Origin of the sequence: Sphaerisporangium album, from assembly GCF_003323745.1 — a bacterium.
Classification (GTDB): domain Bacteria; phylum Actinomycetota; class Actinomycetes; order Streptosporangiales; family Streptosporangiaceae; genus Sphaerisporangium; species Sphaerisporangium album.
In genome coordinates this window covers 1-25,737 of the sequence record NZ_QOIL01000021.1, presented here as the reverse complement: position 1 = coordinate 25,737, position 25,737 = coordinate 1, and the positions used below count along the sequence as shown (strand labels likewise).

Genomic DNA, 25,737 nt, shown 5'->3' with positions numbered 1-25,737 from the left:
GGTTGTTCCCGACTGTTCGTCCAGCTTGCCGGATCGGCGCCGCGACGGACCTCAGGACGCGGCCGCGCCGGCGTCGTCGCTGGTCAGAACGGTGAGCATGTGCCGGACCACGGCGGTCATCCGCGTGCGCGCCGGGGCCAGGTACTTGCGGGGGTCCACCAACGACGGCTCCCGCAGGGTCTCGCGCACCGCCCCGGTGAAGGCGACGTTCAAGATCGTGCCGATGTTCACCTTGACGATGCCGGCCCGCACGGCGGCGCTCAGCTCGTCGTCGGCCACGCCGGAGGAGCCGTGCAGCACCAGCGGCACGGGCACGGCCTCGCGGAGCTTGACGATCAGGTCGTGGTCGAGCCTGGCGGTGCGGGTCGTCATGGCGTGGGAGCTGCCGACCGCGACCGCGAGGGCGTCAACCCCGGTGGCCGCGACGAAGGCCGCCGCCTCCGCCGGGTCGGTGCGCACGCCCGGAGCGTGCGCGCCGTCCTTGCCGCCGACCTCCCCCAGTTCCGCCTCAAGGTGCAGGCCGCGCTCGTGCGCCCAGTCCGCGGCTGCGCGGGTGGCCGCGACGTTGGCCTGGTAGTCCAGCTTGGAGGCGTCGAACATGACCGAGCTCATCCCCGCATCGGCGGCCTGGTACAGCAGTTCGGTGTTCTCGACGTGGTCCAGGTGCAGGGAGACCGGCACGGCCGCCGCCCCGGCCACCGCCGCCGCGGCGGCGGCGATGGGCGCGAGCCGGCCGCCATGGAACTTCACCGCGTTCTCACTGATCTGCAGGATCACCGGGGTGCCCGCCTGTTCCGCGCCCGCGACGATGGCCTCGGCGTGCTCCAGGGTGATGACGTTGAACGCCCCCACCCCGACGCCTCGGGCCCGCGCGGAGTCCACGATCTGCTGAGTACTGACGAGCGGCATCCACTGCCTCCGAGAATGTTCGGCGCGAGGCGTCTCGCGATCCGGGATCGGTGCTTCGAGCGTTGGGTTCCCTTGACACTCCCCCAACGAAACGCAACGATATCCATCGACCCACAACCCAGCAACGGGTCGTTACCGAAGGCGGGGGTGCATGGATCCACTGATCGTCGGCTTGGACGTGGGAACGACCACGAGCAAGGCCGTCGTCTTCACCACGCAGGGGCGGCCCGTCGGCGAGGGCAAGGCCGTCACCCCCTGGGTCGTGACCCCGCACGGTGCGCAGATGGACGCCGGTGAGCTGCTGGACTCCGCCCGGGAGGCCCTGCGGCAGGCCCTGGCCTCGGCCCCGGACGGGCCGGTGCTCGCCGTCGGCGTGACAAGTATGGGCGAGTCCGGCGTGCTGCTCAACGGGCACGGCGTCCCGCTGGCGCCCGTCATCGCCTGGCACGACACCCGCGACGGGGCCGAGGTCCGCGACCTGTCGACGACGCTGGGCGAGGACCGCTTCGCCGGCCGCACCGGCCTGCCGCTTCGCGGCCAGTGGTCGCTCACCAAGCACCGCTGGCTGCTCGCGCACCACCCCGAGACAAAGGAGGCGGTCCGCCGGCTCAACATCGCCGAATGGGTGGTGCGGGGCCTGGGCGGCGAGGAGTCCGCCGAACAGTCACTGGCCTCGCGCACCGGCTGGCTGGAGCTGGCCACGCGAAGCTGGTGGCCCGAGGCCCTGGAGTGGTCCGGCGCCGGCCGTTCGCTCATGCCGGACCTGGTCACGGCCGGCACGCCGCTCGGCACGGTCGGCGCCGAGGTCGGCATTCCCCGGCTGACCGGCGCGGTGCTCACCGTGGCCGGCCACGACCACCAGGCCGCCACCGTGGGCGCGGACGCGGCGGGGCCCGGAGACGAGCTCGACTCGTGCGGCACCGCCGAGGCGCTGGTCCGCACGGTCCCGGCCGGCCTGGTGAACACCGCCGACGTCGCGACGCTCGCCAAGGGCGGGATCACCACCGGCTGGCACGTCCTGTCCGACCAGTGGTGCCTGCTCGGCGGCACCCAGGGCGGCCTCGCCCTGCAACGGGTCCTCGGCCTGCTCGGGCTCAGCTCCGGCCACCTCGCCGAACTGGACCGGCAGGCGCTGGCCCGCGACGCGTGCACCGTGACCGTCACCGGCGTGGAGGCCGAAGAGCTGCGGATCGCCGGGGTCGCCAACGGCACCGGCCCGGCCGACCTCTGGCGCGCCACGCTGGAGGCGGTCGTCGCGCAGGCGGAGCAGGTCCACGCGGCGATGTCCGCGGTCGTCGGCGCCCACCAGGCGCTCGTCGTCACCGGGGGCTGGTCGCGCAGCCGGGCGCTGCTGGAGGTGAAGCGCCGGGTGCTCGGCCCGCTGCGCAACCCCGGCGTCTCCGAGGCGGGCGCCCGCGGCGCGGCGCTGCTCGGCGGCATGGCCGCGGGCGTGTACGCCGGACCGCGGGAGTTCCCGCCGCTCGAACCGGGAGGCGCTTCGTGAGCACGCCCACGCCGCCCGACCGGGTGCCGTACGCCTCGCAGCGCAAGCAGGCGATCGTCACGTGCCTTCGCGCGAACGGGCGGGTCGACGCCGCCGACATCGCCGTCCAGCTCGGGGTCACCAAGGAGACCGTGCGCAAGGACCTCATCGACCTCGAACGGCAGGGCGTGCTGCAGCGGGTGCACGGCGGCGCGGTCCCCGTGGAACAGCTGTCCTTCGAGCCCGCCGTGCCCACCCGCACGTACTACTCGGAGGAGAAGACCCGCATCGCGATGGCGGCGCTCGCCCATCTGCCGGTCCGCGGGTCCGTCCTCATCGACGCCGGTTCCACGACCGGACGGCTCGCCGAGCTGTTCCCGGCGGACCGGGAGCTCACCGTGTACACCAACACGCTGTCGATCGCGTTGACGCTCATCACCCGTCCCCGGCTCACGGTCATCACCCTCGGCGGCCGCGTCCGCCCGCTGACCCTCGCCGGAGTCGACGACTGGGCGGCACGGGCGCTCAGCGAGATCAATGTCGACGTGGCGTTCCTCGGCACCAACGCGATCTCGGCGGAGCGCGGGCTCACCACCCCTGACCGTGCCGAGGCGGCCGTCAAACGCCTCATGCTCGCCAGCGCCCGTCGGCGGATCCTGCTCGCCGACCACAGCAAGGTCGGCGCCGTCAGCCTCTGCAAACACGCGGACCTGTCCGATATCGACCTGCTCATCACCGACACCGGCCTGCCCGAGGCCCAGCTGAAGGCACTGCGGGCCGCGGGCCTCGAAGTGGAGCAGACGTGATCGTCACCGTCACCCCGAACCCCAGCGTCGACCGCACCGTCTTCGTCGACGCGCTGCCGAGAGGCGCCGTCGTCCGCAGCCGGCGCACCCACAGCGAACCGAGCGGCAAGGGGGTCAACGTCGCGCTGGCTCTGCGGGCGCACGGCCACGACGTCGTGGCCGTGCTGCCGGTCGGCGGCGCCGTCGGTTCACAGATCATGACGATGCTCAAGGACGCCGACGTTCCGGTCATCGCGGTTCCCATCGCCGGCGAGATCCGCATCAACATCAGCCTGGTCGAACCCGACGGCACCGTGACCAAGGTCAACGAACCCGGGCCGACGCTGGACCCGGCCGAGGCCGCGGCGCTGACCGCCGCCGCGTTCGAGCACACCGGCGGCGCGGGCTGGCTGGCCGGCTGCGGCAGCCTGCCCACCGGCCTGCCGGAGGACTTCTACGCGCGGCTGGCCGCGGAGGCGCACCGCCATGGGGTCAAGGTGGCGATCGACACGTCGGGCGCCACGCTGCGTACCGCGCTTCCCGGCGGGCCCGACCTGGTCAAGCCCAACGCCCACGAACTGGCCGAGGTGGTCGGACGGCCGCTCAAGACCCTGGGAGACGCCGTGGACGCGGCCGCCGTGCTCCGGCAGCGGGGCGCCCGGTCCGTCCTCGCCAGCCTCGGCGCCGACGGCGCGATCCTGGTCGAGGACGACGGCGTGCTGCACGGTCGGGCGGTGGTGCCCCGGGTGGTCAGCGCCGTGGGGGCCGGGGACGCCCTGCTCGCCGGCTTCCTGGCGGCGGGAGGAAGCGGCCGTGACGCCCTGCGTCACGCACTGGCCTGGGCGGCGGCCGCGGTCGGCCACGAAGGCACGCTTTTGTCCGGCGCCGATCCCGGCGTGACCGTGACCATCACCGACGTCGTCGACCGCGACCACCCGCTCGCCGAACCGGTCTGACGCCGATCCCGGAATTCCGCGGCCCCCGCGCCTGAACCCCCATGAGGCGCCGGGCCTGGCCCCAGGTCTGTGACGTCAGATCTCGCAGGGTGTCAGACAGTGATTCGGGCGGGCTCGGCCTTGCGCCGAGCCCGCCGCTGCATCCGGTCCTGATCGCGTGCCGTGTTAACGCTCACCCGATTCGGCGTACGCCTTTGCCGTGAGCGTCGGGAACACCCGAGCCGGACCCGCGTCACGCCATTAGCGCTGCAGTGTCAGCACACCCGGCCGGTAGGGCAGGAGGCCGTAGTCGCCGCCGGAGCTGGGGCTGCGTCCTTGGTAGAGCAACTGCAGATTGCAGGGGTCGACGGTCTTGGTCTGATCGGGGTTGCTGCGAACCAGATCACCGTGGCTGATGTCGTTGGTCCAGGTGGCGCCGCTGTTGGCCTTGCCGGCGAAGGGATTGCCCTCGGTCGCGGCCTGCGGCGTCCACGAACCGCCCAGGCTGGTGGCCGTGAACGAGCGGAAGTAGCGGCCCTGCGCGCCGATCGCCTCGACGAGCATGAGGTACTTGTTCTGGCCCTGGAGCTTGTAGACCTCGACCCCTTCGAACAGGTTGTTCGTCGTGTCGCTCATGATCACCGTCGAGGTCGTGCCGAAACTGCCCGGGAAGTTCCCGATGGGCATGCTCGCCCGGTAGATCTTGCCGTTGTCCCCGGCGAAGAACAGGTACATGTTCGTGCCGTCACCGATGAGCGTCTGGTCGATGGGGCCTGTTCCGGAGCCGGAGATGCTTCCGGAGAACAGCACCTGCTGCGACGACCAGCCATTGGGATTGGTGGGGTCGCTGGAGGTCCGGTAGGAGAAGGCGGTCCCGCCCCACTGGTAGGCGAGCACCCAGATGTTCTTGGGGGCGAAGTAGAACAGCGTCGGCGCGACAGTGGAGAAGGACATCGTGTTCTGGGTGGCCGAGGCCATGTCGGACCAGTTCGTGAACAGGCCGAAGTTCATCGAACCCCAGCTCGTTCCCGTGTCATGGGTCGTCGCGTAGACCAGATGCCTGCCGTTGTAGACGACGTTGGTGAAGTCCTTGAGCGAGACCCACCCCGACTTCGGGTTCGCCAGGGAGCCCGTCGACGTCCAGCGGTACGTCGACGGAAGATCGCACGTACCGGGCGGCGTCGGGGTCGGCGTCGGGCTCGGGCCGCCTCCGGAGACGCTCCACTTCTGGTTGGTCTGGCCGTTGCAGGTCCACAGGTTGACGGGGGTCCCGTTGGCCGTGCCGAAGCCGTTCACGTCCAGGCACAGACCCGACTGCACGCCCGTGATCGACCCGTCGGCGTTCTGGCGCCACTTCTGGTTGTTCTGCCCGTTGCAGGACCAGATGACCAGCCTGGTGCCGGGCGAGGTGCCCTGGTTGTAGGCGTCCACGCACCGCGTGCCGTTGAACGTCCGCAGCTCACCGGCCGAGGTGAACTCGAACGCCTGGTTGGCCTGCCCGCTGCAGTCCCAGATCTGCAGGCTGGTGCCCTGCGCGTCGGTGTTGCCCGCCACATCCAGGCACCGGCCCGAGTGCGCGCTCACCAGCGGCGCCGCCGCCGCCGACGCGGGCACCGTCCATACCAGCGCCGCCGCCAGCAATGTCACCAACGCGGCGGTCAAACGCACCGCCACGGCAACCGGCGGACACCACCGGCCGGCAGCCGAACGGATGGGGGGTGAATCCATGGTCTACTCCTGGGGGTGAGTACGAGGCAGGTGGTCCTGGGTAATACGGCAGGAAGCGACAGGAGCTGGTACGTCCGGCTGGGCCACCCGCTACCCCTCGGTGGTGGTCAGCGGGGCGGGCAGCGGGCGAACCACTCGTCGCCGCCTGGAGATCCTCGGTCTGGCTGACCGATGACACGCCGGTCCGGAGGCTCCGGTGTCCTACTGCCGGCAACAGTCCCGGGCCCGGGGCGTTCAGGGCGCCCCCTCCCGATGTCGGCCACGCCCGGGACGCCTCTGGGGTGGCGCGCAGCCGCGGACCGCCTCCGATCATGGAGACCCTCCTTCCCGGGGCCGGGGCGTGTTAACGCTCACACATGTCCGCAGCGCGAGAAGTCACGTCCACGGGTGTCGAGGCCGATGGCAATGGGGAGCAAACTAGGACTCACCGGGTTGCGTCAAGAGGAAGACCGAGAGCTCCGGTGGCCCTTCGCCCTCTGGAACGCACCCATCTGGCATTACAGGCCCGGCCCGCACCGTGTGCGAGACGGCTCGTGATGAAACGTTCAACCGAGTGCGCGCTGACGCCGGTGAACAACCTTGCCAAGTCATTGGTCATCCAACTCCTGGGCGAGCAGGGACGGGGGGAGGAGCTACGCGGCCGTCGGCCAGGCGCCGCAGCTCGGCCATGGTCGCGTCGACGACAGGTCGGTCCAGGGCGGTGCAACGGACAGCCGGTGGTCGTGCGCACCGACGCCGACGCCCAGAGCATCTGGTCGGGGCTTTCGTTTCGGGGACGTATCCGGCCCAGACCGAATACGGTGGCCCGTGGACGATCGGCCAAGCCTGCAAGCCTTCGGGAGTCCTCTATGCGTGCTGCGGCGGCAGCCCTCTGCTTCGTTCTCGCCCTCATCAGCGTGCCTGCCCAGCCGGCCGCCGCCACGGTTTCCGCCGTGCGGCTGCCGGGCGGCAAGGCCACCTATGTCGTCTCGCAGGGGCATCTCAAGGGCGCCTCCAGCCAGAACTGGGTACGCCTGGGCAGCTACCGCTTCGCCGCGGACGGCACGGTGACCGCAGCCCTGTACCTGTGGTGGCAGCGTCACCCCGAGGCCAGGCAGCGCACCGGCATCGTCCCCGACCTCGGCTGCACCACCAAGGCCGGCGGTTCCGGATCACGCCCTCGTACCTGCGAAGTGCTCACCGCCGGGGGCTTCACCGGCGCTCCCGACGAGAGCCGCACCGGGACGTTCACCGTGTCGGGGAACGTGCTGACCATCCGGTGGAAGATCGCCCAGACGTGGACGGAGCAGTGGTACGTGCGGCCCTCCCCCGACGGGAGGCTGGCCCGTCTGGACCTCAAGCACAGCACGCTGGCCACTCACGGGTATGGCTATGGCAGCAACGCCGCGCTCGGCACCCGGCGCGCGATGAGCTCGGTCAAGGCGTTCCCCGGCTCGCTCAGGCAGGACCTGACGAGCTGGGCGGGCGGCAAGCTCGTCACCTCCAGCGGCCAGCCGTTCGGCCACTCCGCCTTCCGCGCCTGCGCCACCACCACCTCATGCCTGACCTACCTGCAGCCGTCCTCGCGCGGCGCGTGCCAGAAGTCCGGCGGCTGCCCGAAGTACGGCGGCGGAACGCGCCCCAACATCAGCTCCATCCAGTACTACCTCACGAAGATCTCCAACTCCGACCGCCGTGACACGCTGTGGCACTGGTGCACCTGCCTGGCGATGGAGCGCGGTGAGTTCTGCTACACCGGCAACTCTCACGTGAAGCCGCTCATGCAGATCATCGACGACAAGGGAGCCTTCCGTGGCTGGGTCGGCGCGGAAGCCTCCTTCTCGACCGGTTCCCGGGCGGCGGACATGATGGCGGTGTTCCGCATCACCGACTTTCGCTGACCGGCCGGGACCTGAGCCACCGGGGCCGGGATCGTCCTGAAGATCTGCGGAGCCCGGCCGGCGATCTGGCGCGTTCCCCATGCACAGGGCTGTGGACAGCTCCTATCTCGCCGCCTTGGCCTCACCTGCGGCGGACGGGCGGGCCGGTTGGTGACAAGCGGCCCTGATCACCAGGAACTTGGCCCCTGGGTCTTCGGGGCGGGCGGTCAGGTAGGGACCTTGGTCCCTACCGGGGAGGGCCAAGGAAGCATAAATTCCCGGACATGATTAGCGTTTTTCTTCTCGACGATCACGAGGTCGTCCGGCGTGGCGTCGCGGCGCTGCTGACCTCCGAGGACGACATCGAGGTGATCGGTGAGGCGAGCACGGCGGAGTCGGCGGTCGCGCGCATCCCGGCGCTACGGCCGGACGTGGCGGTGCTGGACGTGCGCCTGCCCGACGGCAGCGGGGTCGATGTGTGCCGCGAGGTGCGTTCGCGGGTGCCGGAGCTGGCGTGCCTGATGCTGACCTCCTTCGCCGACGACGACGCGCTGTTCGACGCGGTCATGGCGGGCGCCTCGGGGTACGTGCTGAAGCAGATCCACGGCTCCGACCTGGTCGGCGCGGTGCGCACGGTCGCCGCCGGCCAGTCGCTGCTGGATCCGCAGACCACCGCGACGATGTTGCGGCGGCTGCGCGACCAGGCCACGCGCAAGGATCCGCTGGGCGCGTTGTCGGACCAGGAGCGGCACATCCTGGAGCTGATCGGCGAAGGCCTGACCAATCGCCAGATCGGCGAGCGGCTGTTCCTGGCGGAGAAGACCGTGAAGAACTACGTGTCCAACCTGCTGAGCAAGCTGAGCATGCAGCGTCGTACGCAGGCCGCCGCGCTGGCGGCGCGGATGAAGGCGGAACGGCACGATTGAGGTGACTTTCGCCCCTCACCCCGATGTCCCCCAGCGGCACAGTCTGAGTGACATGAAACTCGATTCGGCCGGGCTACGGGTGCTGACCCGTGAGGAGTGCCTGCACCTGTTCTCGCTGACGCCGGTCGGGCGGATCGTCTTCACCGACCGCGCCCTGCCCACCGTGCAGCCGGTGAACTACTACCTCGACGGGGAGGACATCGTCATCCGCACCGCCTCCACATCCAAGCTCGCCGCCGCGACCCGCAGCGCCGTGGTGGCCTTCGAGGCCGACCAGATCGACGTGGACACCCGGACCGGCTGGTCGGTCACCGCCATCGGGCACGCCCGGGCCGTGACCGGCACCTGGGAAAGGCAACGTCTGGAGGCGCTGCCGCTGGTGCGCTGGGCTCCGGGCGGTCAGGACCATTTCATCGTGGTCCGGGCCGAGCAGGTCTCCGGGCGCCGGCTCATCTGAGCGGGACGCTCCAGGTGAGCCGTGTCCCCCCCTCGGTCCCCGGTTCGGCGGTGAACTCTCCCCCGAGCTGGGCCGCCCGTTCATGGAGATTGCGCAGTCCGCTGCGGCGTCCGTCGGAGGGGAGGCCGATCCCGTTGTCCTGAACCACGAGTGCGACCCGCCCGTCGGCGACCATGGCCGACACCTCGGCCTTGGACGCCTTGGCGTGCCGCACCAGGTTGGACAGCGCCTCCTGCAGTACGGCCAGCAGATGGTCCGCCACCGGGGGCGGCACTTCGTTGTCGAGCCGTCCCTCCATCCGCAGCCCGGGCATGAAACCCAGATGACCCCGCGCGCCCTCCACCAGGTCGACGATGCGCGCCCGCAGGCCGGGATCCGCGTCGTCCCGGGGCGTCTGGAGGGCGAAGATGGTCGACCGGATCTGGCGGATGGTCTCGTCCAGCTCGTCGATCGCATGTTGCACCCGGGTCGAGGCCTCGGGGCGCTCGACCAGCCGCACGGTGCTCATCAGCGTCATCGCGACCGCGAACAGGCGCTGGATGACCACGTCGTGCAGGTCCTTGGCGATCCGGTCGCGGTCTTCCAGCAGGCCCAGCCGCTCGGCGTCCTGCCGGGCCTCGGCCAGCTCCAGCGCCAGCGCCGCCTGCCCCGCGAAGGCGTGCAGCATCCGCAGCATGGACGGCGTGAACGGCAACCGGCCCGGACGCTTGCCCAGCGCCAGCACCCCGCGCACCGAACCGGCCGCGCCCAGCGGCACCGCCGCCGCCGGACCCCACGACATCGCGCCCTGCGCCGCACCGTCGGCGGCGCCACCGATGCCCGGATCGCCCAGCTCGTTCGCCATCTGAGGTTCTCCGGTGGTGTACGCGGCGCCGGAGAGCGATTCGGCGACGCTCACCTCGGCGCCCCCCAGATCATCGGCGCCCTCGGCGATCCTCACGCGCAACGTCTCGGCGTCTTCGGAGGGGAACAGGATCGTGACGAGGTCGGCGTCGGCCATCTCCCGGACCCGGCGGGCCACCTGGCTCATCACCTCCCCGACCCCCGCGCCCGACAACAGGGCCGTCGTCACCTCCGAGGAGGCCTGGAGCCAGATCTCCCTCAGCCGCGTCTCCTCGTACAACCGGGCGTTCTCGATCGCGACGCCCGCGGCGGTGGCCAGCGCGGTGACGACCGCCTCGTCCTCCTCGTCGAACTCCGCCCCTCCGCGCTTCTCTGTCAGGTAGAGGTTGCCGAAGACCTCGTCACGCACCCGCAGCGGCACCCCGAGGAACGAGCCCATCGGCGGATGGCCCGGCGGGAACCCGTAGGACTCGGGATGATCGGAGATCGACGCCAGCCGTAGCGGGACCGGTTCCTTGATCAGCAGCCCGAGCAGGCCGAGACCATGCGGCCAGTGCTCGATCCGGGCGATCTCCTCCTCGCTCAGCCCCACCGGGATGAACTCCAGCAACGTGCTCTGCTCGCCGACCACCCCGAGCGCGCCGTAACTGGCGTCCACCAGCCGTGTCGCGGTCTCCACGATCCGGCGCAGCACCGTCTCCAGTTGCAGGTCGCTGCCGACCGAGACCACCGCCTCCAACAGCGCGTGGACCCGGTCGCGGGTCGCCAGGACCGCCTCCAGCCTGACCTGGAGCTCCGACAACAGCTCGTCCAGCCGCATGTGCGGGACGAGCGAACGCGAAGAATCAGCGGTCATGCAGCGATATTCGCATAACTCATTGCAGCGCCCATCTGAGAGCGATGGGCGCTGCGCGGGAGACTGCCAGGGACCGGTCACTTGAGGATGGGATATCTCCGCACGATGGCGGTGTCGCCCCACCACCTGCCGATGCCCCAGGTGTCGCCGGCCGAGACCAGGGCCAGGCCGGCCAGCACGACGGCGTAGACGAGGTGCTCGTCGAGGAAGGGGTTGGTGGTCAGCGGCAGTTCGGCGGCCCACATGAGGACCAGCAGCAGTCCGCCGGTCGCCGCGGCGATCCGCAGCCCGGCGCCCGCGACCAGCGCGAGGCCGATGCCGAACAGTCCGATCATGAACAGCCAGTCGACCCACGGCTGCCCGGCCAGGCCCGAGAAGAACCCGCCGAGGGCGTGGTCGCCGGTGCCCGTGAGGAAGCCGGTCGTCGGGCTGCCGCCGTGGATCCAGGCACGGTCGGCGGGGGTGGCGAAGCCCCAGCCGAAGAGCTTGTCGAGGCCGGCCCACAGGAAGATCCAGCCCAGGGCGATCCGCGCCACGGCCCAGACGTGATCGACGGGACCGGTGGCGGCCCGGGGACGGGCATCCGCGGCGGGGGAGGGGGAGACGAAACGCCGTCCTTCGGTGGTGGCCATCATGGGCCCCTTTCAGGCTGTCTTGGCGACTTCTTGTTACGCCTCAAGAACACCGTTTCCGGGGAGCGGATCCGAGTGCTGTACGGCTCGTACCGCCGGTCCGGAGGTCCCCTCGCCGCCGGGACCTTCGGACCGCCGCCGGGACCTTCGGACCCTCGACGCCGCTTCGTCCCCGCGTGACCGGCGCCGCGCAGGGACGCGCGACCTGGCGGGAGCGGCCGGAAGGCCAAAGTCCCCCGCGCATGGGCCGTCCGGCACTGCCGCGGACACCCCGGCGGGCGAGACCGTGGCCATGGATCTCCCACGGAGGACGCGATGACCGGCGTCGGGCTCGGGCACGGCCCGCAGGTTCTGCCTCGTCGTCCCCACCGAACTACGGCGCCATCGCCGTGGACGCCCGCGTCCGGCCGGCTCCCCGCACCCCCTCACCGTCGTCGTACGCCCGCTCCGCTGACGTACGACGCCGAAGTAGCCGATCGATGCCACACTTGGGCCCACCCATCAGGGTGGGCCCAAGTCTTTTCGGCCCGGCTGCAAGCATGCTGGGGAATGGGCCTCTGCTAGTGGCCGGTGTGGATGACGATGTTGCCGCCGCCAAGCGCGGCGCCTGCTTCTCCGATCTGGTTGTCATAGGCGACGTTGCCGCTCGCCTTGTCCCAGATCTTGATCAGGAACCGGTCGTCCTTGCCGCCGTCGACCGCCGTGAGTTCGAACGTGTACTCACCGCTGCCGTTGATCGTCCCCGAGCCCTTGTACTGGACCCGCGTTCCCGACACCACCATCCACTCGTAGGCCGTTGCCTTGAAGTTCACCTTCCCGGCGTGGAACTGGAACTCGGTGTTGCCGGTGGGCGTGGTGGCACCCTCCTTGTACTTGGAGACGAACCCGAAGTTCGCCTTCCCGGTCAGTGCGGGGTCCGCCTTGTAGGCGCCGGCAGGCGAGTTGATCCAGCCGCCGCCGGTGACGAACCCGGCGCTCGGGTCGTAGACCACCACGGCCTGTGCGGTCGCGGTGCCCGAGGCGCCGTCGTCGTCGGTGACGGTGACGGTGGGGTGGTAGATGCCCGCCTTGGCGTAGGTGTGCTTGGCCCTGCACGTGGCGTCGGCCACGGTTCCGGGCGAGGTGCTGCCGTCGTTCCAGTCGACCGAGCAGGTATGCGTGTCAGCGCCCGGATCGGTGAACCTGACCGACAGCTCGATCTCCGTACCGACGGCCTGCGGGGCCAGCGGTGTCGAGACCTCACCTGCCACGGGAGCGCGGTTGTTGACGTGCACTGTGGCGGTGCCGGTGGCCTTCTCCCGGCCATCGCCGACCTCCACGGTGATGTGCGCATCGGCCGGGCCATCGCCGACCACGAGCTTCACGGTGTCGCCGTCTCCCGACAGCGTGCCGACATCGCTGCTCCAGTTCCAGGTGAGCTTGTCGCCGTCCGGGTCGGTCGCCGGGGCCTTCAGCTCCACCGTCGCTCCCTCGTCCGCGCTTTCCGGTGCCGTGATCGACACCGTCGGCGGGCGGTTCACCGGAGTCACGGTGATGGTGGCCGTAGCCGGGGCGGCCTCCTCCTTGCCGTCGGATGCGGTCCAGGTGAACGTGTCCGTTCCCGACCAGCCCTTCTCGGGCGTGTAGGTCAGATCCGGGCCGGTCCCCGACACGGTGCCGTGGGCGGGGGCTTGGACGACGCGGTAGCTCAGCGCGTCGCCGTCGGCGTCCTCGGCCTTGAGGGTCACCTTGACCGGGGTGGACTCCGGCGTGGTCGCCGCCACGTCGTGCACCGTCGGCGCCTGGCCGGTCCCGGGGTCGATCTTCACCGTGACGACAGCCGGCGCGGACACCAGGTCACCGTCGTCGGCGACGTAACCGAAGGCGTCGGTTCCGGTGAAGCCGGCGGCCGGGGTGTAGGTCACGTGCCCGTCCTTCACGGCCGAGACCGTGCCGTGGGCCGGGCCCTGCCCCGCCCCGTCGAGCACCCGCAGAGTGAGGGTGTCGAGGACATCGGGGTCGAACGCGTCCAGCGCCACATCCACCGCATGCCCTCTGGTCGTGGCCGCCGCCACGTCCTGGGCCAGCGGAGCGTGCTTGACGGTCATCAGGAAACCACGCGGCTCACCCTTAAGACGACCGACCCCGGTGATCTGCCCGAACTCGTTGATGTCGTTGGCCCTCACCAGCTCCCAGCCGCTGCCCGAAGGCAGCAGCGTGTTCAGGTCCACGGCCAGCTCGCCCGGCTCGGCCAGGAAGGCATGAGTCGTCCCGCCGTTGGTGGTGAACTCGCCGACGATCGCGCCCTGGTCGTTCACGGCCTTCGGCAATGTGGTTCTCGCACCGGTGTAGAAGGTCTCCAGCGGCTTCATCGCCCCGTCGGCATAGACGAAGCCGTAGGTACGGTCGCCCTGTCCCACGGCTCCAGGTAGGACGCTGGTGCCGACCACGACACCGAGGTCGTTGACCGCGGTCGCCGTGCTCTCCCTGTGACCGGGCAATGTGCCGAGGTTGCGCACCTGACCGCCGGACCAGATCACCGCCCGCGCACGGTCGGGATACCAGTCCCCGCGGATGTACTGGGTGCCGACGATGACCCCGGCCGTGTTCGCACCGGTCGCCACGCCGCTGGTGGCCTCCTTCAACAGCGGCAGCGCCGCCACGGCCGTGCCCGACCAGCGGACCGGCTGCTTGTCGCTCCTGCCAACCGCCGTCTTGCCGTCACGGCTGACTCCCATGACGCCGGCTTGAGTGTGGGAGGCCAACGACTGCAGCACGCTGGGAGTCCCGGATGGGTCCCATCGCACCGGGAGGGTGCGCTGGGAATCGTCCGCCTGCCCGTACACCGACCCGTCGTCGTCCACGGCGACGACACCGGCACTCGTCGTACCTGTGGGCAGGTCGAGTTTCGCGGTCTTGCCCGCGGACCAGCGAATCGGTTGAGAACCCCCTGCGCCCCCTCGCACGCCCGCGATGACGCCGCGGTTGTTCAGGGCGACGGCGTTGGTGTTCCTTGACAGATCGGTATCACTGGCAAGCTCGAAGACGACTCGCTTGGCATCGGGTGCCACCGTGAAGGTGCTGGTCCCACCGGGCACCTCGCGGCCGGCTTCGTCGCTCACCAACGTACGCACCCGGTACCCGCCCGGCGGCAGCTCATCGCCGCTCGGCAGGCCGGTGGTGCGGGCCCAGGTCGTCGATCCCGCCGTCGGCAGCCAGGTCTGGGCGGTCGTCCAGGTCTTGCCGTCCCAGTAGCGGCCCTTACCGTCGCGCAGTTCGACCCGCACCCGGGCGACTCCGGAGGCGTCGTCGGCCGCGGTACCGGCCAGCTTTTCGATCTTGGACACCACGGAGGCGTCGGCCGGAGCCTTCACCTGCGCCGTCGGGTCGGCCTTGTCGACCCGGACCTGCACAGTGCGCTTGCGCTCAGTGGTCCCGTCCTCGGCGGTGGCCCAGAACGTGACCGTCGTCGAACCGGGCGCCGTGATGGTCAGCGACGCCTGCGCGCCGTCCCCCGACGTCTCCGGCACACTCTGCGCCCCTGACGCCTGGTAGGTCACCTTCGCCACCTGGCTGCCACCCGTGGAGGCCGTGGCCTTCAGCGTGACCTTCACGTCACCCGCGCTCCACCCGGCACCACTCGGGGCCGGATCCAGCGTGGCCGTGGTGACCATGCTCGGCTTCAGCTCTGCGAGCTTCACCTCGACGGGCGCCGAACGGTTGCCCGCGCGGTCCTGGGCAAAGACGGTCAGCGTGGGCGTCGCGGCGGGGTCCAGCGACAGCGGCGCCTCGTAGCGGTTGAACAGGCTGCCGTCGGTGGACCACGCGATGTCGGCCACCCCGCTACCCGTGTCGGACGCCGACACCACGTACCTGGTCGAGCCGTTCGCGGCCACCGCATCGACCGTCACCGCGGGCGCCGTGACATCGGCCGCGTCGGCGCCCGCCAGCCGGACCGTCGGGGGGATGACCTTCTCCGGCTCTCCGTCGCCGTCCGCGTCGGCGCGCAGCACATCGGTGCCGTCCGGGCGAGTGGTCAGCTCGACCACCGTGCCCTTGTCGAGGGGAATGTCGATCCAGCGGGTCGCCGCGGTCGGGTGCTGTTGTGTGCCCTCCAGCAGGGTCAGCCGCAGCGGCGTCCCGGTCGCGGTGACCCGCGTCCGGTAGGACTCCTCCGTGTCGGCAGGCATGGTGGCCATACCCGCATCGTCCTGGTCGGAGGCGAACAGCGTGACATCATCGACATATCCCGCTGTGCCACCCTCAGGGTCGGTGGTGTGCCCGTGACCGTCGATGACGGTCAGCGCGGTCCCACCAAGCACCGACACATACCGCAGGCCCATGCCCGGCGCGGGAGTGGCCGTGCCCGCACCCCCCGCCATGGCGTTCGCCGGCCCGAGGTTCGAGACCCCGCCCGTGATGCAGGAGTCCATGTCGGCTCCCGGACGGCCCAGACCACTGTGATCGGCGGGGCCCTGCGGATCAAGGGTGAACAGCCGCGCCAGCACCGCGTCGCCGACGGCTTTGTTCCCCGTCATTCCCGTGTGTTCCACCTTGAAGTTGTCCGCCTTGGACGTGGACTTGGACCTGAAGAGCAGCACCTCGGCGTTCTCGGCGTTGTAGTCCACGCCCCGACCGGCCCGCTCGGCGCTGATCAGCGGCACGGTGCCGTCACCGCAGACGAGGTCCTGGCTGATGTATTTCCGCTCCTTGCAGTGCTCGGGCCACGTGCCTTCGCAGACTTTCTCACGGTTGGCCACCACCGTGCCGATCGTGTTCCTGCCCGCCTGCAGCCCCACGACATGGGTGTACTTGATGCCCGAGGTATCCCCGCGCCAGTCGACCTGGCCGGCCCGCGACTGGAATTCGTCCGCGGTGTCACCGGGATGCGTCCCCGTGAACCTGGCGTTCGTGAGGGCCTTCACCTCGTCGTAGTCGTAGGTCTCGTGGTCGCCGTTCTTCCCGTTGAGATCCCAGCCGTTCTCCCGCACCACCGGCACGCTCGCCGCGTCCCCATAGATCCGGCTGGCCATCAGCTGGTGGGCGGCCGGGAAACTACCCGCCACCCGCTTGATGACGTCCTTCGGGCCGTTCACGATCGAACTGTCGATGAAGTCACCGGTCATCAGCACGTTCACCAGCTTCGGCGCGCCCAGCCACGGCGCACCGATGGTCACCACCCGGTCGATGTAGCTCGCGGACGGGTCGTCAAGGATGTACCTCCGGGCGACGATGCCGCCCATTGAGTGCGTCAGGATGTCCACCTTGCGGGTGGGCCAGAACTTCCGCACACAGCCGATGTAGTCCGCCAGACCCCTGGCACTGTCCACATTGCTCTGGCGCCAGTCGTAGGCGTAGACGAACATGTTCGGCATCCGATCGGATTGCGCCATGTCGCATCCGGCCGTGGTGCGGCGGTCGGTGTGTCCGTCGACCTGGTACTCACGGTAACTCTCGGAGCCCCTGACTCTGTCGAGCAGATCACCGTAAATATTCAGATTGGGGGCAATAGTATCGTTTGCCACGTCGCAATGCTCATGCTGCAGCGCGTCGACCGCCCGAATATCGCCAGGCACGTCCCCATTCTGGATGTCTTCCTTGTAGAGGCTGAGCAGGTTACGGTCCACACTGTCGCCGGGTGGGAGATGGCACCCCAGCCACAGTTCCTGGGTCGGCTCGCCGTTTTTGTACACCGACAACCGACTGGCCGCGGCGCCGTGCACGAACACCACGGGATCGACCGGTATCGCGGCCCAGATCATGGGCGCGACGCCGTTCATGCCACGGCCGACGATGACGCCGTTCTTGTTGATGAGCTCCGCGGCGTCAAGTCGCAGGCCCTTGTGGGGGTTGAGCAGGCTGTTCAGCGCGAGTGCGCGGCCATTGCTCCACAGCACCGCGCTGTCCACGCCATCGGCCCGAATAACGCCGACGGCCTCGCCCCGGTCGTTCAGGTCGTACCAGGCCAATTGCGCCCCCACGGGGGTACCCTTCGGGGCGTCCAACTTCGTCCAGGCGCCGGCCTTGCTGCGTATGAAATAGTCGGTCTTCCCCGCTGCGTCATTCGCTCGCACCAGAACATCGCCGGCATTATTGATATCTGTGGCATACGCCACCGGATAGCCCGGCGGGAAGCCGATACGCTGCACCGAACCGCCCTGCCAGATGGCCGGCTCGCTTTCCGACGTACCGTCAGGCCTTTGCTTGGAGAAGAACCCGGCCGCCGTGCCGGATTCGTTCATGTCCAACGCCCACATCTCGCGTGGGAAGAGGTTGAGAGAGCCGTCCTCGGTGAGGATCCCGAACCCACGGGCATCCTCGACGAGGATCTGGCCCCGGCTGTTCGCCGCGATGACCGGGCGCGAGGGGGTCGCCACGACCTCCGGGGCGCTGTACGCGGAACCTTCGCCCGGCCGGGCGCGGTAGACATAGCCGCGATCGTCACTACCGTCACCGGTGCGGCCGTAGACCGTACCGTTCCCGGCGACACCGGTCGGCCAGTGCCTCAGGTCGGGATCGTTCAGCGGCATCAATTCCATGGACGATCCCGGCGCCCAGGCGAAGGGTACCGGGGCGGGGCCGCTCGAAGGGGCGAGCATCGTGCCCACGACCTGGCCCTTGTCGCTGATCCCTTCCAGGGTCTTGACCTCGCCGTCACCGGCGAAGAAGTTCAACAGTCGGTAGCCGGTCATCCCGTAGCCGCCGGTGAGGTCGGTCACGGCCGCGGACTTGGGCTCCCCCTCCACAGCCGACGCGGGCTTGGGCGTCGCCACCGCGGTAAGCGGCGCGCACAGCCCGAGGGTCAGCGCCAGCGTGAGCAGCACGGGGCGCCGCCGCCGTGGCGGTGGACCGGTCTGTTCGCTGGTATTCCGGGTGCGGAGACGAGCCAGTAAGCCTGGCAGGCGCGATAGGGGCATACGATCCCTCCTCGATTGCAGATCGCGCCGATGCTGACATCGCGCCCTAAGCAGCCTCTTGGTCTCCACTTGGCGCCGTGACCTGGTGCACCCGCACGCAGGTTCACGGATTGCGGCACGCCTATATGCGGACAAGGAGTGCGAACCCTATGCTTCTCTGGAAATGGTGCGTTTGCGGGTTCTTGGGCAGTTCCGGGCAGAAGTCGAAGGGCGTCCTGTCGACCTGGGCCCGCCGCTCCAGCGGGCGGTGATCGCCAGACTGGTCTGCGCCGGCGGGCACGTGGTCTCCACGGACCGCTTCATCGACGATCTGTGGCAGGGCCAGCCCCCGCCGAGGGCTCTTGCCGCACTCCAGGTCTACATCTCCAACCTTCGCCGCGTCCTGGAGCCGGACCGGGTACCGCGGACCCCGGCCACCGTCCTGGTGAGCGCCCCGCCCGGATACCTGCTGCGGCTCGACGCCGACGCCGTCGACGCCTGGCGGTTCCCCAAGCTCATGGACGCCGCGGTGGCCCTTCTCAACGAGGGGGAGCCGGCCAAAGCGTTACACATGATCGACGACGCCCTGTCGCTGTGGGGAGGCCCCGCCTTCGCCGAGTTCGTCGGCGAGGAGTGGGCGGTTCCCGAGGCGTCACAGCTGGAAGAGCTGAAAGTCATGGCCGTCGAGTACCGCGCGGAAGCGGGACTCGCGCTCGGCCGTCACGCGGAGATCGTGCCCGAACTGGAGCGCCACGTCGCCGCCCACCCGCTGCGCGAGAACGCGGTGCGGCTCCTCGCCCTCGCCTATTATCGCTCAGCGCGGCAGGCCGAGGCCCTGGCGTCGCTACGCAAGACCCGGGCCACACTCGCCGAAGAGCTGGGCGTGAACCCAGGACCCGCTTTACGAGCTCTCGAGGCCGACATCCTCACCCACAGCGACGCCCTTGACGTGCCCAATGTCGCCTCTGTTCCTGCCCGTCCCGCCGCGCCGCCGCCAGCACCGCCGCCCCGAATGATCGGCCGTACGGCGGAGCTCGCCCGCCTGGTCTCCGCCGCCGAGCAGGCCAAGCGCGGGTTCCGGGTGGCATGGCTCGGCGGAGATCCCGGAGCGGGCAAGAGCACGCTGGCCGACGCCCTGCTGCGGCATCTCAGCGAGCAGGGCTGGCAGGTCACGGTCGGCCGGTGCCCGGAGACGCTTGGCGGGGTGCCGCCCGCGTGGGCGTGGAGCGAGGTCCTCCGCGGCCTGTTCGCCGTCCATCCCCCAGCCCCTGAGACCGAGGCGCGGCTGGCGCCCCTGTTGAGGCAGGACTCTCCTCAGGTCGGGCAGTTCTGGCTGGCTCAGGCCGTGGGGGACTACCTGGAGAACGTACCGGGGCCGCTGCTGGTCGTGCTGGAGGACGTGCACCGCGCCGATGACGCGACCCTCCAGCTGTTGCGTCACCTGGCGGCCAGGCTGGCCGGCATCCCGGTCCTGATGGTCCTGACGCACCGGCCCTCCGAGGCGGGCGACCATCTTGTGGCGGCCGGAGCCGCCCTGGCCGTCCAGGCGGCGGAGAACGTGACCCTGTGTGGCCTCAGCGAGGACGACGTCCGTCGCCTCCTGGTGGAACGGTCCGGCATGGAGGCGGACCCCCACACCGTCCGTACGGTCACCGAACGGACCGGGGGCAATCCGCTGTTCGTGGCCGAAACCGCGCGGCTGCTCGCGACCGAGGGGACGTCGGCGGCTCATTCGCTGCCGCCCGGGGTCCGCGATCTCATCCGCAGGCGGATCGCCCGCCTGCCCGCGACGGCCCAGACCACCCTGCGCAACGCCGCCGTCATGGGCCGGGACGCCGACGCGGATGTGCTGATCGCCGTTCAGGACGCCGACGAGGAGACCGTGATCGACGGCCTTGAAGCGGGCGTGCTCGCCGGGCTGCTCACCGAACCGAGCTCCGGCAAGGTCCGCTTCACACACGTCCTGGTCCGCGACACCCTCTACGAGGACATCCCCCGGCTTCGCCGTACCAGACTGCACACCAAGGTCCTCGCCGCGCTGCAGCGGGTGCGACCAGAAGACGTCGGCGCGCTCGGCTACCACGCACTCGCCGCCGCCACCGCGGCCACCGCCCGCGACGCCGCCGAGTACGCGCGAAGAGCGGCGGCCCAGGCCTCCGGCGTCTACGCCCACAGAGAGGCGGCCACCCTGCTGGAAGGCGCCCTCGACGCCCTCGACCTCGCAGCCGAGCCGGCGGCGGACATCCGGCTGGACGTGCTGTGCCGTCTGGTCTCCGCGCATGCGAGCGCGGGCGACGTCGTACGGGCGGCGGTCAGTCGCCGGCAGGCGCTGGCGATCGCCCGGCGGCTCGGCGACCCCGTCGCGATCGCCCGCGCCGTGGTGGCCAACGACGCGCCCGTGATCTGGATCTCGCAGGCCGGCTTCAACGTCGATGTCGACCTCGTGGAGGCCATCCAGAGCTGTCTGCCCGCCGCGACCGGCGAGCTGCGGTGCCGGCTGCTCGCCACCCTCACCCAGGAGTTGGTGGGCCATGACGACGAGCTCACGGAAGCCGCGAGCGCCGAGGCCGTCGAGATCGCCCGCGGCGTCGGTGACCCCCGGTTGCTGTGCCTGGCGCTCAACGCGCGCTACTTCGTGATGTGCGAGCCCGATCGCCGAGACGGGCTGGAGGCGGTCGGGCACGAGTTACTGCGGGTCTCCGCCCGCGGCGGCATGCTCGGATACCAGACGCTGGGACACTACGCCCTGTGCATGGTCGCGGGCGGGCACAACGACTGGGCGATGGCCCAGTGGCACGCCGGACGGGCGGTGGAGTACTCCACGAGCGGCCAGCTCGGCCTCGCCCTGGCCGTCATCGCGTTCCTCGACGCCACCCAGCTCCTGGTGAAGGGCGAGTTCGAGCAGGCCGAGGCGGCCTACACGGTCATGTCCGACCGGATGGGGGAGGCGGGCGGGGCCAACTCCGTCGTCTTCGGAGCTCTGACCAGGTTCGTGGTGCGACGCGCGTGCGGCCGAGCCCACGAGTCGGTGGCCGAGCTCGCCGCCGCCCGCGACGGCGTGGCGGGGCCGATCGACGAGTTCTACGTCAACGCGCTGGTCTACGCCGGGCGCCTGGGCGAGGCCCGATCCGCCTGGTCCGCCCACCGCCTGCCGAGGCGGGACGTGTTCCGGATGATCAACTTGGCGCTTCGCGCGGACAACGCGATGGCACTCGGTTTCCGCGACGTGGCCGAGGAGTGCTACCGTCTCCTCCTCCCGGCGCAGGAGGAGATGATCGGCCTGCACACCGTGTCGATGACATGTGGGCCCGTCGGCCTCACGCTGGGACATCTGGCGGAGTTCCTGGGCGACCCCGCCCGTGCCACGGAGCACTACGCCACGGCCGCCGATGTCGCGCGGCGACTCGGCTCCCCACATTGGCGGGAACAGGCCCTCCAGGCACTCGCCGCGACGAGATCCTGACTTCGGGCCAGGATCGCTGGGCGCTCGCGGTCCGGCCCCGAGACGAGCGGCGCGGCCGGCCCCGGGTCCCTGAACATGTCCGGCGTTTCGCCAAATAGCCGCCAAGTAGGCGTTTAGCGAGCCGAGTCACGGTGTTCCGAAACCGACTCGGGCATCTGGAGACTCGCCATGGATACCCCCGACCTGACAGGGATCCGTATCATCCACCGTGCGATGCGCGGCGACCTGCACCGGCTCCTCACGCTGGCCGAGGACCTCGATGCGGGACGCCAACGGGCGGACGCCGCCCGTGCCGCCGCCATCGCCCGCTTCACAGAGGACATCTGCGCGGCGATCCACCATCATCACACCAGGGAGGACGAGGCCGTCTGGCCGGTGATCCAGCGGTCGGCGGGCGCCGCCGTGGACCTTACCGACCTGTCCGACGACCATTCCGAACTCGACCCCCTGCTCGACCGAGTCCGTCTGGCGGCGCGGGCCTTCACAAGCGGCCGGGACGGTATCTCCGAGTTGGAGGCCACGGTCCGCACGCTATCCGAGCACCTCGACGAGCACATCGAGGAGGAGGAGCGGAGGATCTTCCCGATCATCGAGCAGTACGTCTCCGCCGTCGACTGGAAGGCGTTGGAGAAATCGCTCCAGAGCGGAAACGTGCGCTTCGAACTCGCATGGGTCGACCAGTACGCCGACCCGGACGAGATGGCGCACATCCGCAAGATCGCCGGGCCGATCCTCGGCCTGCTGCTGACCCTGGTCAGACCCGGCCATCGACGCCGCCGGCGGCTCATTTTCGGGAGCTGAACAATTATGCGCGGGGTGCTTCCGCACGCCGGCGGCCACGACACCTGCGCGCGCCAGCGCCACGGGAGACGGTGGATGCCTTTCCGCTTGAGCGGCCATGTCGCCGCCCCGGTTGGTCAGGGTCGAATGTCCCCGAGATGAGGGTCCACGTCGGCCGCGCTCGCTCCGGCCAGATCGGCCTGCCGCGCGGCTGTGGAGGCGGCGGCACGGCACACCGCCGCTCTCAGGGCCGCTCAGGTCGTGGAGGCGGAGGTCATGTGGACACGACGGCGGATTCGCGCGCTGCGCGAGCGGTGGATCCCGGCCCTGGAGGCGGCGCTGGCGGGGCGACTTCGCCATGGGCGGCCATATCAGCCCGCCCGTCCAGGAGGCGGTGGAGCGCACGACCGAGATGCTGCGCGCGCGGCCGGCCGTGGCCGGGTGAACCCGGAGCCTCGCCGGCTCGCGAAGATCAGGTACCGACGCGGTAGGGGCGCATCATCTCGTTGTCCTCGTGTTCCAGCAGGTGGCAGTGCCAGACGAACAGGCCCGCGCGGTCGAAGTGCGCCACGATGCGGGTGATCTGGTGTGGATAGGCGATCACCGTGTCCTTGTACCCCCGCTCCCACGGCTCGGGGGGCCGTGGTCCGCCGTCGAAGCGCCTGCGGTCGAGGACGTGGAACATGATCTCGTGCACGTGGATGGGATGGGCGTCCGGGGTGAAGTTGTGGATCTCCCATACCTCGGTGGCGCCCACGACCGGGTTCTCGGTGATCGGGTCGGACCACATGCGGGACGAGGGTTTTCCCCGTCCGTCTACGGTGCCGAGCAGGACCGCCGTGGGGCCGGCGCCGCGCACGACCGTCGAGTCCCGTTCCAGCAGGGCGAGCCTCCGGGTCCGGCCGGCCGGGCCGAGCCGCGTGAGCGGGGGCAGGGTGAGCCGGTCGGGCGGCACGCTCGGGTCGGGTCCCCGCGCGTCCCGCACGACGAACTTCATCACCTGCCCGGTGGTGGACGGGTCGGCCGGCGCCGCGTGGGGGTCCCCGTTGAACGCGCCGTCCGGCCCCTCGTTGATCAGGTACAGCTCCGTGCCGGGCCGCACGCCGGTGAAGTCCACGATCACATCGGCCCGCTCGGCCGGGGCGATCAGCACGCGGCCGAGTTCCACCGGAGCGGGCAGGAAGCCGCCCTCCGAGCCGATGTGCCAGAAGGGCAGGGCGGCCGGCGCCGGACGCCTGGCCAGCGGGTCGGTCACGATCTTCAGGTCCAGGACACGGCCGTTGCACCCGTTGAGGAAGCGGAAGCGGAACCTGCGCGGCTCGACCTCCAGGAACGGCCATGTCCGGCCGTTGACCATCATCGCCGTGCCGAAGAACTCCGGGTTCCAGATGGGCGGGATGTCACTGCGCGGGACGTACGGCCCATGGAAGTGGTCGAAGAAGGCACGGCCGCCGGGGTAGAAGAGCGCGCCGTCGGCGGCGAACGACCGGTCCTGGATCACGATCGGGATCTCGTGGTAGGGGCCGCGCCCGCCGTCCCCGGCCGAGGGCGCCGGGCCGGGCAGCACGCCCGGCGGGAGGTCGGCGGGGCCGCCGCGCAGCAGGTAGAAGCCGGCGAGACCCGCGTAGGTGTTCAGCCGGGTGATGCCCAGCGCGTGGTCGTGGTACCACATGGTGGCGGCCCGCTGGTCGTTGCGGTAGTGGAACACCGCCGACCCCGGGCTCCACGACCCGCCGTGCGCGGCGGCGTACCGGGCGGCGAACTCCGCGTACCAGGATCCCTCGGTCGCGTAGCCCGCGGGGGTGTTCCCGGCCCGGGGCAGGTACCACGCCTCGGGGAACCCGTCGCTGTGGTCGGCGCTGTGCCCGCCGTGCAGGTGGGTGACCAGCGGAACCGGCCCGCCGTAGTGGCCGGGGGTCTGGCGGGGGCCGGGGTGCCGGTCCCGCCCGGTGGGGCCGCCCTCGGGGTCGGCCCAGTGCAGGGTGGGATCGACGGGCAGCAGGTGCGGCAGGTAACCGCCGTCGTCGTCGACCAGTTCGTTGGACCACTTGACGCGGACCGGGCGGCCGGCGATCGCCTCGACGGTGAAGCCGGGGCTGGCGAAGGTCCGCGGGTCCTGCACGGCTCCGTACCCCCAGACCGTGGTGGGCGGGTGGCCCCGTGGCAGGATCCGCTGCCGGAGCCTGCGCACCCCGATCGCGTACCGGTCGACGGGCTCGCCCTGGCCGGCCAGCGGCGGCATCACCGGCGGGACGGCCAGCGGCATGGTGTACTTGGCGACCTCGCGAGCGTTCAGCAAGGCCAGGGGGCGCGCGCCCCTTCCGAGGTCGTAGAGCAGGACGGCCGTCCCGCCGATCGTGGCCTTCAGGAACTCCCGTCTCGTGAACACCCTCGGCCTCCCCTCACCGGCCCGGGTACGAGGGGGGGCGTGGACCGCGGCGGCGCGGTATGGCAGGGCGCACGCCGATCGGATGAACTCGCGCGGCCCACAAAGCCCCGTATATGCATATATCTACCAGCGAGCCGGGCATCATCCTGACGTGGGGCCACGCCCACGGGACCAGCGCCCCTGACGACGGGCAACGTTCGAATCCTGGCGGCGGATCGCGGCATCGGCCGAGGGCGGGACGATGACGCAGCCCGTCGACGAGGGACGCGATGTCCCACGTGCACAGGCCGGGCGGTGGAGGACACCGCCCGGCCCGGATGGAATCAAGGGCTGGTGCAGGTGGCCGTGGGGGTGGCCGCGGTGCCGTTGGCGGTGAAGCCGAAGGTGGTCGAGGAGCCCGCCGCGATGGAACCGTTGTAGGAGGCGTTGCGGACGGTCACGCTGGAGCCGGACACGGTCTGCTGGCCGTTCCACAGGCTGCTGATCGCCTGCCCGCCGGGCCAGGTCCACTTCACCGTCCACCCGTTGACCGGCGAACCGCCCGCACGGACGGTCACCGTCGACTGGAAGCCTCCCTGCCAGCTGTTGACCGTCTCGATCGTCGCCGAGCACGCCCCCGGAACCGGAGTCGTCGTCGGCGTAGGCGTAGGCGTAGGCGTCACGGTGGGCGTCGGGGTGGGGTTCGGGTCCGCGGCGTTGAGGGCGTTGAGGACGGAGGTGTAGGCGGGCTTCTTGTTGCCGTTGCCGTCGAACAGCAGCGGGGTGTCGCCCGAGCGCCAGGAGTCGCTGTCGCGGACGCCCCATACGGTGATGCCGA

The 25,737-nt window shown here is 70.5% G+C and carries 15 protein-coding genes; 8 read left to right on the top strand and 7 right to left on the bottom strand.

Going from position 1 to position 25,737, the window contains the following annotated elements; translation table 11 throughout:
* Positions 1-51: 51 nt before the first annotated feature.
* Positions 52-909 carry a class II fructose-bisphosphate aldolase gene (locus DQ384_RS30450; RefSeq protein ID WP_114032335.1) on the bottom strand — a complete coding sequence of 286 codons (858 nt, stop codon included), beginning with the start codon at positions 907-909 and terminating at the stop codon, positions 52-54.
* Positions 910-1,060: 151 nt separating this feature from the next.
* Between DQ384_RS30450 and DQ384_RS30445 the strand changes: the two genes are divergently transcribed.
* Genes DQ384_RS30445 through pfkB form a run of 3 tightly spaced genes read left to right on the top strand, consistent with a single transcriptional unit; the run spans position 1,061 to position 4,133 of the window.
* Positions 1,061-2,413 (top strand): FGGY-family carbohydrate kinase, encoded by a 1,353-nt coding sequence (locus DQ384_RS30445; RefSeq protein ID WP_114032334.1) that lies wholly within the window; start codon positions 1,061-1,063, stop codon positions 2,411-2,413.
* Positions 2,410-3,198 carry a DeoR/GlpR family DNA-binding transcription regulator gene (locus DQ384_RS30440; RefSeq protein ID WP_181871506.1) on the top strand — a complete coding sequence of 263 codons (789 nt, stop codon included), beginning with the start codon at positions 2,410-2,412 and terminating at the stop codon, positions 3,196-3,198. The genes DQ384_RS30445 and DQ384_RS30440 overlap by 4 nt, the downstream gene beginning before the upstream one ends.
* Positions 3,195-4,133, top strand: coding sequence for a 1-phosphofructokinase (pfkB, locus tag DQ384_RS30435; protein WP_114032333.1), 939 nt, complete (start codon positions 3,195-3,197; stop codon positions 4,131-4,133). The genes DQ384_RS30440 and pfkB overlap by 4 nt, the downstream gene beginning before the upstream one ends.
* Before the next feature lie 240 nt (positions 4,134-4,373).
* Here the strand turns inward: pfkB and DQ384_RS30430 are convergent, their stop codons facing one another.
* Positions 4,374-5,786, bottom strand: coding sequence for a non-reducing end alpha-L-arabinofuranosidase family hydrolase (locus tag DQ384_RS30430; protein WP_245966898.1), 1,413 nt, complete (start codon positions 5,784-5,786; stop codon positions 4,374-4,376).
* Between the two features lie 902 nt (positions 5,787-6,688).
* On the opposite strand from DQ384_RS30430, the gene DQ384_RS30425 reads away from it, so the two are divergent.
* The 3 genes from DQ384_RS30425 to DQ384_RS30415 all read left to right on the top strand — a co-directional run bounded on the left by DQ384_RS30425 (position 6,689) and on the right by DQ384_RS30415 (position 9,082).
* On the top strand, positions 6,689-7,720 hold the full coding sequence (locus DQ384_RS30425) for a hypothetical protein (protein WP_114032331.1): 1,032 nt from the start codon (positions 6,689-6,691) through the stop codon (positions 7,718-7,720).
* Between the two features lie 263 nt (positions 7,721-7,983).
* A complete protein-coding gene (locus DQ384_RS30420) occupies positions 7,984-8,625 on the top strand; it encodes a response regulator transcription factor (protein ID WP_114032330.1) in 642 nt (213 codons plus the stop codon).
* 52 nt (positions 8,626-8,677) lie between these two features.
* The gene (locus DQ384_RS30415) at positions 8,678-9,082 is read left to right on the top strand and encodes a pyridoxamine 5'-phosphate oxidase family protein (protein WP_114032329.1); all 405 of its coding nucleotides are present in this window, start codon (positions 8,678-8,680) and stop codon (positions 9,080-9,082) included.
* Here DQ384_RS30415 and DQ384_RS30410 read toward each other — a convergent pair.
* The 3 genes from DQ384_RS30410 to DQ384_RS30400 all read right to left on the bottom strand — a co-directional run bounded on the left by DQ384_RS30410 (position 9,075) and on the right by DQ384_RS30400 (position 18,216).
* On the bottom strand, positions 9,075-10,781 hold the full coding sequence (locus tag DQ384_RS30410) for a sensor histidine kinase (protein WP_114032328.1): 1,707 nt from the start codon (positions 10,779-10,781) through the stop codon (positions 9,075-9,077). The two genes, DQ384_RS30415 and DQ384_RS30410, sit on opposite strands and share 8 nt — an antisense overlap.
* Positions 10,782-10,858: 77 nt before the next feature.
* Complete coding sequence (locus DQ384_RS30405; RefSeq protein WP_245966897.1) at positions 10,859-11,413, bottom strand: hypothetical protein; 555 nt, start codon at positions 11,411-11,413, stop codon at positions 10,859-10,861.
* A 560-nt stretch (positions 11,414-11,973) separates the two neighbouring features.
* Positions 11,974-18,216 (bottom strand): Ig-like domain-containing protein, encoded by a 6,243-nt coding sequence (locus DQ384_RS30400; RefSeq protein ID WP_181871505.1) that lies wholly within the window; start codon positions 18,214-18,216, stop codon positions 11,974-11,976.
* A gap of 256 nt (positions 18,217-18,472) precedes the next feature.
* Here DQ384_RS30400 and DQ384_RS30395 point away from each other — a divergent pair, with 256 nt between their 5' ends.
* Positions 18,473-21,751: an ATP-binding protein gene (locus DQ384_RS30395; RefSeq protein WP_114032326.1), complete on the top strand. Its 3,279-nt coding sequence runs from the start codon at positions 18,473-18,475 to the stop codon at positions 21,749-21,751.
* 168 nt (positions 21,752-21,919) lie between these two features.
* Positions 21,920-22,552, top strand: a complete 633-nt coding sequence (locus DQ384_RS30390; RefSeq protein ID WP_114032325.1) for a hemerythrin domain-containing protein — start codon at positions 21,920-21,922, stop codon at positions 22,550-22,552.
* A gap of 451 nt (positions 22,553-23,003) precedes the next feature.
* Here DQ384_RS30390 and DQ384_RS30385 read toward each other — a convergent pair whose 3' ends face one another.
* On the bottom strand, positions 23,004-24,920 hold the full coding sequence (locus DQ384_RS30385; RefSeq protein ID WP_114032324.1) for a multicopper oxidase family protein: 1,917 nt from the start codon (positions 24,918-24,920) through the stop codon (positions 23,004-23,006).
* Positions 24,921-25,243: 323 nt separating this feature from the next.
* The coding region (locus DQ384_RS43780; protein WP_181871504.1) for a cellulose binding domain-containing protein at positions 25,244-25,737 on the bottom strand (494 nt) is incomplete at its 5' end.